The sequence below is a fragment of the Ramlibacter rhizophilus genome (assembly GCF_004681965.1).
In the GTDB taxonomy this organism is placed as follows: domain Bacteria; phylum Pseudomonadota; class Gammaproteobacteria; order Burkholderiales; family Burkholderiaceae_C; genus Ramlibacter; species Ramlibacter rhizophilus.
The window spans coordinates 162817-175688 of the sequence record NZ_SMLL01000003.1 but is presented as its reverse complement, the minus strand read 5'-3'; the positions used below and the strand labels follow the sequence as shown (position 1 = coordinate 175688).

Below are 12872 nucleotides of genomic sequence, written 5' to 3'. Positions count from 1 at the left end.
ACTCATCAGTTGTGCGCAGGGCTCCGAGAACAAGCAGGGTGATGAGGGAGAAGCATGTCGATGACCGGACCGGTGCGCCGCGCATGAGCGGCAGGGGCGCTTGGCGCGTGTGGGGGTTGCTCGCGGCCTGGCTGTTCGCCTGGGCGGCCGGCGGCGCGCGTGCGGCGGAATTCGCGCCTGTGCTGCCGGTCACGCTGGTCCCGACGGATGCGCCGGTGGAGGTCGACACCCGGCGGGCCTGGCGCCATGCACCCGCCGCGCTCGGCGTGGTCGAGGTGGCATCGGGCCAGCTCCCCAGGGCCCACAGTGCCGACGAAGGCTCGGCCGCCTGGCTGGCCCTGTCCCTGCGCCGCGAGCCATCCTCGCCTGCGCTGTGGCGTGTGGAACTGCCCTCGCCCACGCTCGACCGCGTGAGCTTCCACTGGAAGGACGAGCAGGGCCGCTGGCGCACGGCCAGCGCAGGTGACCGGGTGCCCCGCTCCGCCTGGCCGCAGGCCGGGCGGCATCCCGGCATGACCCTGTCCCTGCCCGCGGACGGGCCGAGCCTGCTGTGGCTGCGCGTGGAGCACGGCATGCGCCTCGCGGCGCCGGTGCGCCTGCTGCCTGCCGACACGCATGAACGGCGCAGCCGCCTGGCCTACCTGCTCCTGGGCCTGGGCTTCGGCGCCCTGGGGCTGGTGGTGGCAGCAGCGGTGTGGCAGGCCTGCGTGCTGCGCGACCGCAGTCACGCGCAGTTCGCCGCCTACGGTTCGGCCTGCCTGCTGGCTGCGGCGAGCATCACCGGGCTTGCGGGAGACCTGCTCTGGGGCGAATGGACGCCCTGGGCCGATCTCGCCCCCGGCTGCCTCGCCCTGCTGGCCGGAGCGCTTGGCCTGGTGGTCATGCGCCAGCTCACGCGGGCGACTGCGCGCGGTCGCACGCTCTCGGCCATGCTGCGCGCGCTGGCCTGGGCCGGGGTGGCGGCGGCCTGCACCTTTGCCTTCCTGGTCGAGCGACGCCATGGCGTGCTGCTGCTGGGCGTCTATCTTTTCGCCGCAACCGCGGCTGCCATGGTCGCGGCGCTCCTGAGCTGGCGCCGGGGCGATCCGGTGGGCCGCTGGATGGCGCTGGCCGTCCTGCCGCTGCTGCTGGTCGTGCCGCTGGAGCTGGCGAGCCTGCTCGGCCTGGTGCACTGGCCCTGGGCCTCCGAAGCCGCGGTGCTCGGCGCGGTCGCGTGGTCGCTCCCCGTGCTGCGCATCGCGCTTCGCATCCGGCTGCGGGAGCGGCGCAGCACGCAGCTGCGCCAGCAGGCGCTCGCGAGCCACGACGCGCTCACCGGCCTGCCCAAGCTCAACCCCTTCCGCGTGCGCCTTCGCCGCGTGCTGGCGCGGCATGCGCAGCGCGGCGATGCCGCTGCGCTCATGGTGGTTTCGGTGGCCAATCACGCAGCCGTCGAATCGGCGCGGGGCGCCGAAGCAGCCGAGGAAGGCCTGCTGCGCGCCGTGATCAAGATCCAGGCCCTGGTTCAGGACGTGGACGCGCTCGCGCGCGTGGGGGATGGCAGCTTCGCCGTGCTGCTCGAAGGCGTGGAGGCGCGCGGGCCGGTGAGCGAGTTCGCCTCGCGGCTGATCGCCTCCGGCCTCATGCAGGACCCCGAGCATCCGGACGACCCGCTGCTGCAGTTCCACGTGGCCGCAGTGCTGCTGCACGAGCACCCCGCCCCGGGCGTGATGCTGGTCGAGGAGCTGCAGCAGCTGCTGGGCACCATGTCGCCCCGCACGCGCCGGCCCGTGCGCTACTTGAATGCGCAGGTCGGCGGCGACAGCAGCCTGATGGGCGACATCGCCCGCACGCCCGGCGCGCACCAGCTCGACCGCATTCCCGAGGTCATCTAGCCGCCTGGGCGGACAAGAATCGTTGCCAATTCGCAGGCGCGGGCGCGCCATGGTCCGGGTCGGGCTGCCTACACTGCGTTGGTGTCCTTCGGACACCAGGACCGCAGTGCCGCATCCCCGGCGCGGCCTCTTCCGGTGAGAAGCCATGGAAACTGTCTTCGGCATGGACGCGGTACTGCTCTCGCGCATCCAGTTCGCCTTCACGGTCGCTTTCCACATCATCTTTCCAGCCTTCACCATCGGGCTGTCGGCGTTCATCGCCACGCTGGAGGTCATGTGGCTGAGAACAGGCCGCCAGCACCTGCACACGCTGGCGCGCTTCTGGACCAAGGTGTTCGCGGTGTCCTTCGCCATGGGGGTGGTCTCCGGCATCGTCATGGAGTACCAGATCGGCACCAACTGGAGCCGCTTCGCCCAGGTCTTCGGCAACACGCTGGGGCCGCTTTTCAGCTACGAGGTGCTCACCGCCTTCTTCCTGGAGGCGAGTTTCCTGGGCGTGATGCTGTTCGGGTGGAACCGATTTCCCGCCTGGCTGCACACCCTCGCCTGCATCGTCGTGGCGCTGGGCACGGCGCTGTCGGGCTTCTGGATCCTCTCGGCCAACAGCTGGATGCACACGCCCGCGGGCTACGAGCTGCGCGACGGCATCACCTACCCGGTCGACTGGCTGCAGATCATCTTCAACCCGAGCTTTCCGTACCGCTTCACGCACATGATGATCGCCACCTACCTCACCACCTCGCTGGTGGTGGTGGCCGCGGGCGCGCGCTACCTGCTGCTCGGCAAGTTCCGCGAGGAAGCCATGACCATGCTGCGCATGGGCCTGGGCATGCTGGCCGTGCTCGCGCCCCTGCAGGCCGTGGTCGGTGACCTGCACGGCCTCAATACGCTCAAGTATCAGCCGGCCAAGATCGCCGCCATCGAGGCCCACTGGGACGGCTCGCACCCCGCGGGCCTGGTGCTCTTCGCCTGGCCGGACGAGGAGGCCGAGCGCAATGTGGCCGAAATCGCCATCCCCAAGCTGGGCAGCTTCATCCTCACGCACGAATGGAACGGCCTCTTCAAGGGCCTGCGCGACTTCGCGCCGGAGGACCGGCCGCCGGTGGCACCGGTGTTCTTCAGCTTCCGGCTGATGGTCGGCCTGGGCTTTCTCATGATCGGCCTCGGCTGGTGGGGGTGCTGGCTGATGTGGCGCGGCAAGCTCGAATCGAGTCGCGGCTTCCTGCAGGTGCTGCGGCGGTGCTGGCCGCTCGGCTTCGTCGCCCTGCTGGCCGGCTGGATGGTCACCGAGATCGGCCGCCAGCCGTGGATCGCCACCGGCATCCTGCGCACGGCCGATGCGGTCTCGCCGATATCCGCGGCGCAGGTGATGGTGTCGCTGTCGCTGTTCGTCCTGGTCTACTTCGTCGTCTTCGGCGTGGGCATCTGGTACGTGTGGCGCATGATCCGCAAGGGCCCCGCCCCGTCCCTGCCCGGCCCCGAGACGCTTCCCAACCGGCCCTTGGCCGGCGCGCAGCCCGACACCAAGGAGGCCGTGCCCACATGACGGACATGGCCGACGTGCTGCCGGTGATCCTGGCCCTGCTGCTCGGTTTCGCGGTGGTGATGTACGTGGTGCTCGACGGCTTCGACCTGGGCATCGGGATGCTGTTTCCCTTCTACCGCGAGGAGGCCGAGCGCGACCTGATCATGAACTCGGTGGCGCCGTTCTGGGACGGCAACGAGACCTGGCTGGTCCTGGGCGGCGTGACGCTGTGGGCCGCCTTCCCGCACGCGTTCGCGGTGATCATGCCGGCCATGTACGTGCCAGTGCTGGTGCTGCTGCTCGCGCTCATCTTCCGCGGCGTGGCCTTCGAGTTCCGCTGGGTGGCCAAGCCGCACCACCATGCCTGGGACTGGTCCTTCGCCGTCGGCTCCACGCTGTCGGCCTTTGCGCAGGGCATCGTGCTGGGCGGGCTGCTCGGTGAGATCCCGGTGGTCGACGGCCGCTTCGCCGGCCGCGCCCTCGACTGGCTCACGCCTTTCAGCCTCATGTGCGGCCTGGCGGTGGTTTCGGGCTACGCCCTGCTGGGGGCGACCTGGCTGATGATGAAGACCACGGGCGACGTGGAGCAGAAGGCCCGCCGGATGGGGCCCGCCTTGCTCGCGGCGCTGCTGGCCTTCATCGTGATCGTGAGCATCTGGACGCCGCTGCAGTTCGACCGCATCGCCGAGCGCTGGTTCAGCTTTCCCAACTGGCTGTTCCTGCTGCAGGTTCCGGTGGCCACGGCGCTCTTCGCCTGGTTGTGCTGGTGGGGCATCCGGCGCGGCCACGCGGTGCTGCCCTTCATGTCTGCCATCGCGATCTTCCTCTTGGCCTTTCTGGGGCTGGTGATCTCCAACGTGCCCTACCTCGTGCCCCCCAGCATGACCATCTGGGAAGCCGCCGCCTACCCGGGCTCGCAGGTGTTCTTCCTGATCGGCGCCTCCATCCTCCTGCCCATGATCCTGGCCTACACGGTGCTGGTGTTCTGGCTGTTCCGCGGCAAGCTGGGACCGGGCGAGGGATACCACTAGCGCGTCGCGTCGCCGAAGCGGTACTCGCGCGTGCGCTCGTCCAGCGCCTGCAGCAGCTCGGCGCCCAGGCTCACGTCCAGCGCCGCGAGCGAATCGGACAGCTGCTCGGGCCGGCTCGCGCCGACGATCACGCTGGTGATGGCCGGCTGCGCGAGCACCCAGGCGACGGCCATCTGCGCGGGTGAGAGGCCATGCGCCTGCGCGAGGTCCTGCAAGTCGCTGGCGGCCTGCAGCTCGCGCTCGTGCCAGTACCGGTCCTGGTACAGGCGCGCCGCCTTGCCCAGGGTGAAGCGCGTGCCCTCCTGCGGCGCCATGCCGGGACGGTACTTGCCCGTGAGAAGACCCCCTGCGAGCGGGTTGTAGGGAATGACCGCGAGGCCCTCCTCCTGCGCGAGCGGCAGCAGCTCGCGCTCGGTCTGACGGAACAGGAGGTTGTAGCGGGGCTGCAGCGAGACCGGGCGCACGAGGCGGTTCAACTCGGCCCGGCCGATCAGCCGCGCGAGCCGCCAGGCCATGAAGTTGGAGACGCCCGCGTAGCGGGCGCGCCCGGAGCGCACGATGGCATCCAGCGCCTCGAGCATTTCATCCAGCGGGGTATCGGGGTCGTCCCAGTGCAGCTGGTACAGGTCCACGTAGTCGGTGCCCAGGCGGCGCAGCGAGGCATCGATGGCATCCAGCAGGTGCCGGCGCGAGCAGCCCTGCTCCCAGGGCGCCTCGCCCATGCGGGCCGCGGCCTTGGTCGCCAGCACGAGCTGCTGGCGCTTGCCGCGCATCCAGCGGCCGATGATCTCCTCGGTGCGTCCGAGCACCGACAGCTCGCCCCCCAGCGGATAGCCATCGGCCGTGTCCAGGAAGCTGATGCCGGCCTCGAAGGCGCGGTCCAGGATGCGGCGCGACGTCTCCTCGTCGCACTGCAGGCCGAAGGTCATGGTGCCCAGGCACAGGCGGGACACCTTCAGGCCGGTGCGGCCGAAACGGACGAAGGGCATGCGGGTCTCTCCGGTCATCGGGGGTAGTGAACGCTGCACTATAGGCCGCGGCCCAGCGCCACCGTGAGGCAGGGTCGGGCCGCCCGCCCCACAGGCGGCCGAGAGGGCCTAGACTGGCCGATCCACTCACCTCCCGGAGGCCCACGCAATTGGAGCTGATCGTTTCTGCCGGCGTCATCGTCGCCATCGTCCTGTGGGGCGTGTTTGCGCCCGAGCACCTCGGCGCCTTCTTCGACACGGCCCTGGCGACCGTCACGCGCAATTTCGGCTGGCTCTACCTGTGGGTGGTGCTCGGCCTGATCGCGTTGTCGCTCTTCCTGGCGTTCAGCCGCTATGGCCAGCTCAAGCTCGGAGCCGATGACGAGGAGCCCGAGTTCTCGGTGGGCGCGTGGTTCGCGATGCTCTTCGCGGCCGGCATGGGCATCGGCCTGGTGTTCTGGGGCGTGGCCGAGCCGCTGTCCCACTACGGGACCCCGCCGCCCGGGATCGAGGCACGCACGCCTGAGGCCGCCAACGCGGCCATGCGCTACAGCTTCTTCCACTGGGGCATGCACCCCTGGGCGGTGTACAGCGTGGTGGCGCTCGCCATCGGCTTCTTCCAGTTCCGCCGGGGTGGTTCGGCCCTGGTCAGCACGGCGGTGCAATCGCTGCCCTGGGCGCCGCTGCGCCGGCTGGGTCCGGCGGTCAACGTGCTGGCCGTCATCGCGACCGCCTTCGGCGTGGCCGCCTCGCTGGGCATGGGCGCGCTGCAGATCAACAGCGGCCTGAACGCGGTCGCGGGCCTGGCGATCGCGCCCGCATCGCAGGTGGGCATCATCGCCGTGACCACGGTGCTCTTCCTCGCCTCCGCCGTGACGGGCGTGTCGCGCGGCATCAAGTGGCTGTCCACCTTCAACCTCGTGCTGGCCGGCCTGCTGGCCCTGGCGGTGCTGGCCCTGGGACCCACCGTGGCCGTGGTGGACACCTTCACCACCACCCTGGGCAACTACCTCAGCGACTTTGTGCGCATGAGCCTGCGCATGACGCCCTTCCGCGACAGCAGCTGGGTCGGCGACTGGACCGTCTTCTACTGGGCCTGGTGGATTTCCTGGTCGCCCTTCGTGGGCCTGTTCATCGCCCGCGTCTCGCGCGGACGCACCATCCGCGAATTCATCATCGGCACCGTGGCCGTGCCGACTCTGGCGGCGTTCGTGTGGTTCTCCGTCTTCGGCGGCACGGCGCTGAACCTGGAGATCATGCGCCAGGTGCCGATCGCCGAGGCCGTGAAGGCCGACGTGTCCACCGCGCTCTTCGCGCTCTTCGACGCCCTGCCCCTGAGCGGCCTGCTGTCGGCGGCGGCCACGGTGCTGGTGCTGGTGTTCTTCGTCACTTCCGGGGACTCGGCCACGCTGGTGCTGGGCATGATGAGCACGCGCGGCAACGAGGACCCGCCGGCGATGGTGAAGATCGTCTGGGGGCTGCTGGTCGCGGGCATCGCCATCACGCTGCTGCTGGCCGGCGGCATCCAGGCCGTGCAGACCGCCACCATCGTCTTCGCGCTCCCCTTCGCCGTCGTGATCGTGCTCCTGGCCGTCGCGCTCTGGCGCGGCGTGAAGGCCGACTGGCTGGAGCAGGAACTGCGTGAACGCGAGCTGCGCCGGCAGCTGCGCATGCAGCTGGCCACTCGCGACGACAAACGGCACGGGTAAGCCGTGGGTTGGGAGCACGTTGCCAATGTGGGCTTGGGGTACCTGTTCGCCCTGGCCGCCATCCTCCCCATCCTGAACCCGGCCGCGACTGCGCCGATCTTCCTGGGCCTGACCGAGGGTGCGTCGGACAGCACGCGCGCGCTGCTGGCCCGGCGCATCGCGCGCAACATGGTCCTGCTCATGGCCGGCTCCATGCTGGTGGGCTCCTACGTGCTGGAGTTCTTCGGCATCTCGCTGCCCATCGTGCGCATCGGCGGTGGCCTCATCGTCGCGGCCGCCGCCTGGCGCCTGCTCACGGTGACGCCCACCAGCGTGGACAGCCGCGCCGAGCTCGCCGAGGCCTTCACGCCCGAGCAGGCGAGCAAGCAGGCTTTCTACCCACTCACCTTCCCGATCAGCTGCGGGCCGGGCTCCATCGCCGCGGCGATCACCGTGGGGGTGTCGCTGCCCACCGAGCGCTTCTGGATCTCGGTGGCGCGCATCGGGGGCGGGATCCTGGCCCTGCTGTCCATCGGCGTGCTGCTGTACCTGGCCTTCCGCTACGCGCGCTACCTGCTGCGCCCCCTGGGCGAGGCGGGCACCGTCGTCTTCCTGCGGCTGGCGGCCTTCATCCTGCTGTGCCTGGGCGTGCAGATCGTCTGGAACGGCCTGAGCGAACTGCTGCTGGAGATCGTCCATTCCGGCGCCGCGACGGCCACCGCGGGGACCTGACGAAGCTGCGGGCGAATCCCGCACGTCTGGCGCTCCCGGCCGGTGCAGACCGCACGGCGGCAGGGAAAAAACGCGAGCTGTCAAAATCGAGGGCTTTTCCGGCCGGCGCTCCGCGCCCGAAGCCCCGCCGACCCCGCCCATGGACGCCACACCTCAAGCCCTCCTGGACAGCTATGACAGCGGCCGCGCCTGGCCCGCAGTGCGCACTGCGCCCGCGGACCTGGACGCCGCCTATGCACTTGCCCTGGCCGTGCGGGCGCTGCGCGTCGGGCGCGGCGAGCAGCCGCGTGGCTTCAAGATCGGATTCACCAACAGCCTGATCTGGCCCCGCTACGGCGTCTTCGCGCCGATCTGGGGCACGGTCTGGGACACCACCCTGAGCGGGGGCGACACCGCCGCGCTGAGCCTCGACGGCCTGTGTCAACCTCGCCTGGAGCCCGAAGTCGTGTTCGGCTTCGGCACGACGCCCACCGCAGACGCAACGCTGCAGGAGCTCTTCGAGTGCATCGAATGGGTGGCGCCCGGCTTCGAGGTCGTGCAGTCGCATTGTCCCGACTGGAAGTTCAGCGCCGCCGAGACCGTGGCCGACGGGGGCCTGCATGCGCGCCTGCGGGTGGGTCGCAGGCAGCCCGTGAGCGTCCTCGGCAAGGACGCGCCGTCGGCCAACGAGGCCCTGGCCCGCTGCGGCGTGCGGCTGCTGCGGGACCGCGCTGAGGTCGAGGCCGGGCGCGGATCGAACGTGCTCGGCGGGCCCCTGGCGGCCCTGCACGCCTTCGCCCGGGAGCTGGCCCGCTGCCCGGGCGCGCCGCGCCTGCAGGCGGGGGACCTCGTCACCACCGGCACCTGGACCGACGCCTGGCCGCTCGCCGGCGGACAGTGCTGGCGCGCCGAGTTCGACGCGCCGCTGGGTCCGCTGGAGCTGCGACTGGCCTGATTCCTTTTTCCTTTTTTCCGAATCGAAAGAACCGATGAGCGCCTTCAACGAAGAACGTGTGCTGAGCGTGCACCACTGGACCGACCGCCTCTTCACCTTCACCACCACGCGTGACAGTTCGCTGCGCTTTTCCAACGGCCACTTCACCATGATCGGCCTGCGCGTGAACAACAAGCCGCTGCTGCGCGCCTACAGCATCGTGAGCGCGAACTACGAGGAGCACCTGGAGTTCCTGAGCATCAAGGTGCCCGAGGGTCCGCTGACCTCGCGGCTGCAGCACATCCAGGTGGGCGACTCCATCATCGTGGGGCGCAAGCCCACCGGCACGCTGCTGATCGACTACCTGCTGCCGGGCCGGCGCCTGTACCTGCTGGGAACGGGCACGGGTCTGGCGCCCTTCATGAGCATCGTGCGCGACCCGTCCACCTACGAGAAGTTCGAGCAGGTGGTGCTGGTGCACGGCGTGCGCCAGGTGGACGAGCTGGCCTACCACGACCTGCTGATCGACCACCTGCCCACCCACGAGTTCCTGGGCGAGATGGTGGCCAGCCAACTTCGCTACTACCCCACCGTCACGCGCGAGCCCTATCGCAACATGGGCCGCATCACCGAGCTGATCCAGACCGGCAAGCTGTTCGAGGACCTGCAGATGCCGGCGCTGGATGCCGCCAACGACCGCGTGATGATCTGCGGCAGCCCCGCCATGCTGCGGGACCTGAAGCACATGCTGGAGGCGCGCGGCTTCAACGAGGGCAACACGACCACGCCCGGGGACTTCGTGATCGAGCGGGCGTTCGCCGAACAATAGGCCCCCCCCCCGAAGCGGCCTGGCGGCCGCTCCCCCCTCAAGGGGGCGCCACCAGCGGCCCGGCAAAGCCGGTTCCGCGGTGGCCGCTGGGAAATGGCTCCCCCCGAAGCGGCCTGCGGCCGCCTCCCCCCTCAGGGGGCGCCACCAGCGGCCCGGCGAAGCCGGTTCCGCGGTGGCCGCTGAGAAATGGCTCCCCCCCGAAGCGGCCTGCGGCCGCCTCCCCCTCAGGGGGCGCCACCAGCGGCCCGGCGAAGCCGGTTCCGCGGTGGCCGCTGGGAAATGGCTCCCCCCGAAGCGGCCTGCGGCCGCTCCCCCCTCAGGGGGCGCCACCAACGGCCCGGCGAAGCCGGTTCCGCGGTGGCCTCTGGAATAGGGAACGTCTGGCGTCTGTATGGGCGTTGGGCGGAGGGCCTTCCCGCGGCGCGAGGGGATTTGCCCCTTCCCCCTCTGGGGGAAGGTTGGGATGGGGGCCCGCGGGAAGCGGCGCGGTCGGCGCGCGAGGCCCCCACCCCTACCCTCCCCCAGAGGGGGAGGGAGTGTTTCACTCAGGCCGGGTCGGGGCTGGGACGCAGGCTGTCCCAGGCCGACATGCACTCGTCCCAGAGCGCCCAGTCCGCGTCGCCGCCGTCGCCATGGACGACGACGGGCGGCTCGAAGACGTCCGAGAGCAGCTCGCCGGGACGCGGGCAGGCGGGTTCGGCCGCAGGGGGCGGCGGGGGAAACTGGCTGTCCAGCGATCCACGGCGTAGGAACTTCAGCATCGACATCGCCTCACCTCTTGGAGCCAAGGTCCGCCGCGCGCTGCATGCGGGCCCCGTTGACGTTCAGGCGAATTCTGGTTCAGGCCCGCACGTCGTGGGGTCGGCCGAGGCAGCTTTCTCCTGGCTCGATCGGACTATTGCCGAGCCTGGCGGCGCAGGCGGTCCGCCGCAGGGGACCGGCAGCCTGCACAGGCCATAAACTCGTCACCCGGCTTCGGCCGACAACGACGCAAGGAGATAAGCCCATGACCGCTCGCCGCACCCTGCTGGCCGCCCTCGCCGCTTCGGCCGCCCTCGCCCCCTTCGCCGCGCAGGCCCAGGCACCGGCCTGGCCCACCAAGACCGTGCGCATCCTGGTCGGCTCGCCGCCCGGCGGGCCGTCCGACATCACCACGCGCCTGTTCGCGGAGCAACTGCAGAAGCGCACCGGGCAAGCCGTGGTGGTGGAGAACCGCCCCGGCGCCGGCAACAACCTGGCCGCCCAGGTGGTGGCGCAGGCCGAGCCGGACGGCCACACCCTGGTGCTGAGCCCCGACACCGTGGTCACCACCAACCCGCTCGTCTACCGCAACCTCGCTTTCGACGCGAAGAAGGACCTGGTGAACGTCTCGGTGCTCGCCACCTTCACGCAGCTGCTGGTGTGCAACCCCAAGGTCGGCGTCAAGAGCGTCGCCGAGCTGATCGACATGGCCAAGAAGAAGCCCATGACCTACGCCTCCGGCGGTCCGGCCGTGCCGGGGCACCTGGCGGCCGAGATGTTCCTGCAGACCGCCGGCATCAAGATGCAGCACGTCCCCTACAAGGGCCCGGCGCCCGCGACCATGGGCGTGCTCTCCGGCGAGGTGGACTGCGGCTTCCTGGCCACGCCCACGGTGATCCCGCACGCCAAGGCCGGCAAGCTCACCCCGCTGGCGATTTCCTCGGCCGAGCCTTCGCCGCTGGCCCCGGACGTGCAGACGCTGCCCAAGGCGCTCAACAAGCCCGACGCCGACATCACCTTCAAGCTGGTGCTGCAGGCGCCGCGCGGAACGCCGCAGCCGGTGATCGCGGCGCTGGAGAAGCACGCCGCGGAGATCATGCAGCAGCCGGAAGTGCGCTCCAAGCTGCAGGCTTCGGACCTCAAGGCCGTGGGCAGCACCAGCGAAGTGGCCGAGAAAGGCATGCGCGCGGACATCGCGCGCTGGGAGCCGGTGGTCAAGCAGCTCAATCTGAAGATGGACTGAAGCCGGCCGCCTTCGGCTCGCATTCCTGTCCTGACGCACACGCACGCCTTCCCTCCACGGGAAAGGGCGTGCGTTTTTCGTCTCGGACGCCGCGCAGGTTGGGCGCACGCAACGCTGCGCGGGCTTACGCGTAACACCTAAAGCCGCTCATCCATTCGCACCTAAGATCGCGGCCTCGAATCTGACGGCGCAGCCAGCTTTGCACGTAGCGGGGCCGGCCCGCCATGACTTCGCGGCCGGTGCAGCGTGCGGGCCGCTTCCCGCCTGAGGCCCCATGATCATTGGAAACGTCGCCGCCCGCTTTCCCACGCGGCGAGTGAATAACGACGAGATCGTCGCGCTGGTGCGCCAGCACTCCACCCGCTTCGAAGGCGACATCGACAGGATGCTGCGCACGGTCAAGACCCTGCTCGATCGCAGCGGCGTGGACAAGCGGAACTGGCGCGCACCCGGCGAGCGGCCCATCGACCTGCTGACCGGCGCGGTGCAGGACGCGCTGGAGGGCACTGGCGTCAAGCCGATGGACGTGGACCTGCTGGTGTACGTGGGCATCGGCGGGGGCTTTCGCGAGCCCGGGAATTCCTACATGGTTGCCAAGTCCCTGGGCCTGGGCCGCGCGCAGTGCTTCGACATCATCGATGCCTGCATGAGCTGGACCCGCGCGCTGTCCGTGGTGGACAGCCTGTTCAAGTCCGGCGGATACCGCAACGCGCTGGTGGTGAACGCCGAGTTCAACATGATCCCGGGCATGGCCGGCTTTCCGGAGAACTATGCGCTGCGGGACGCGGCCGAACTGAACTAACTGCTGCCCTCCTACACCATCGGCGAAGCGGCCACGGCCACGCTGCTGCTGCCGCAGGACGCGGCGAACTTCTCCATCGCCTTCGGCTCGCGCCCCGACCTGGCCGACCTGTGCATGATCCCCACCGCCGGGCACGAAGGCTGGTACGAGGTGGGACCGGCCGTCGCGGCCCTGGGCGAGGGGCGATTCACCGCCCGCGGCACCGAGCTGCACGACGCGCTGGCCGAGGAACTGCCGGCGCTGATCGAGCGGGCCGGCACGCGCGTCGAGCAGGCGGACATCGTCTTCACGCACTCCTCCTCCACCCCCGCGTGGACCCGCGTGGGCCAGGCGTTCGGCTTCGCGGACAAGATCTTCCACATCTACCCCGAGACCGGCAACGTGGTCTCGGCCTCCATTCCGGCGGCCATGGCCCGCGCCCGGCGCGCCGGCAGGCTGTCCCGTGGCGACCGGGTGATGTTCCTGATGGGAAGCGCGGGCATGTCCTTCGCGCTCGGGCAATTCGTGTTCTGACGGTGGGAGAAGC

At 70.2% G+C, this 12872-nt stretch carries 12 protein-coding genes; 10 read left to right on the top strand and 2 right to left on the bottom strand.

The features are described from left to right. Positions 1–41 precede the first annotated feature (41 nt). From EZ242_RS07275 to cydB, 3 genes are all read left to right on the top strand, one after another. Complete coding sequence (locus EZ242_RS07275) at positions 42–1874, top strand: 7TM diverse intracellular signaling domain-containing protein (protein ID WP_135284479.1); 1833 nt, start codon at positions 42–44, stop codon at positions 1872–1874. 145 nt (positions 1875–2019) lie between these two features. Then, entirely contained in the window at positions 2020–3420 is a 1401-nt protein-coding gene (locus EZ242_RS07270; RefSeq protein ID WP_205960614.1) for a cytochrome ubiquinol oxidase subunit I, read from the top strand. Next, positions 3417–4430 carry a cytochrome d ubiquinol oxidase subunit II gene (gene cydB / locus EZ242_RS07265; protein ID WP_135284478.1) on the top strand — a complete coding sequence of 338 codons (1014 nt, stop codon included), beginning with the start codon at positions 3417–3419 and terminating at the stop codon, positions 4428–4430. The genes EZ242_RS07270 and cydB overlap by 4 nt, the downstream gene beginning before the upstream one ends. Here cydB and EZ242_RS07260 read toward each other — a convergent pair. After that, a complete protein-coding gene (locus EZ242_RS07260) occupies positions 4427–5419 on the bottom strand; it encodes an aldo/keto reductase (RefSeq protein ID WP_135284477.1) in 993 nt (330 codons plus the stop codon). The genes cydB and EZ242_RS07260 overlap by 4 nt on opposite strands. A 149-nt stretch (positions 5420–5568) precedes the next feature. On the opposite strand from EZ242_RS07260, the gene EZ242_RS07255 reads away from it, so the two are divergent. The 4 genes from EZ242_RS07255 to EZ242_RS07240 all read left to right on the top strand — a co-directional run bounded on the left by EZ242_RS07255 (position 5569) and on the right by EZ242_RS07240 (position 9560). After that, complete coding sequence (locus tag EZ242_RS07255; RefSeq protein ID WP_135284476.1) at positions 5569–7107, top strand: BCCT family transporter; 1539 nt, start codon at positions 5569–5571, stop codon at positions 7105–7107. A 27-nt stretch (positions 7108–7134) separates the two neighbouring features. After that, entirely contained in the window at positions 7135–7818 is a 684-nt protein-coding gene (locus tag EZ242_RS07250) for a MarC family protein (RefSeq protein ID WP_420821243.1), read from the top strand. A gap of 139 nt (positions 7819–7957) precedes the next feature. Then, entirely contained in the window at positions 7958–8752 is a 795-nt protein-coding gene (locus EZ242_RS07245; protein ID WP_135284474.1) for a 2-keto-4-pentenoate hydratase, read from the top strand. Between the two features lie 34 nt (positions 8753–8786). Further along, positions 8787–9560, top strand: coding sequence for a ferredoxin--NADP reductase (locus EZ242_RS07240; RefSeq protein WP_135284473.1), 774 nt, complete (start codon positions 8787–8789; stop codon positions 9558–9560). A gap of 545 nt (positions 9561–10105) precedes the next feature. On the opposite strand, the gene EZ242_RS07235 is transcribed toward EZ242_RS07240, so the two are convergent. Continuing rightward, a complete protein-coding gene (locus EZ242_RS07235; RefSeq protein ID WP_135284472.1) occupies positions 10106–10321 on the bottom strand; it encodes a hypothetical protein in 216 nt (71 codons plus the stop codon). A 245-nt stretch (positions 10322–10566) separates the two neighbouring features. Here EZ242_RS07235 and EZ242_RS07230 point away from each other — a divergent pair, with 245 nt between their 5' ends. From EZ242_RS07230 to EZ242_RS22365, 3 genes are all read left to right on the top strand, one after another. Further along, complete coding sequence (locus tag EZ242_RS07230; RefSeq protein WP_135284471.1) at positions 10567–11544, top strand: Bug family tripartite tricarboxylate transporter substrate binding protein; 978 nt, start codon at positions 10567–10569, stop codon at positions 11542–11544. A 274-nt stretch (positions 11545–11818) separates the two neighbouring features. Continuing rightward, positions 11819–12346, top strand: a complete 528-nt coding sequence (locus EZ242_RS22370) for a beta-ketoacyl-[acyl-carrier-protein] synthase family protein (protein WP_240787018.1) — start codon at positions 11819–11821, stop codon at positions 12344–12346. Positions 12347–12460: 114 nt separating this feature from the next. After that, positions 12461–12859, top strand: a complete 399-nt coding sequence (locus EZ242_RS22365; RefSeq protein ID WP_240787017.1) for a 3-oxoacyl-[acyl-carrier-protein] synthase III C-terminal domain-containing protein — start codon at positions 12461–12463, stop codon at positions 12857–12859. The last annotated feature ends 13 nt before the right edge of the window (positions 12860–12872 follow it).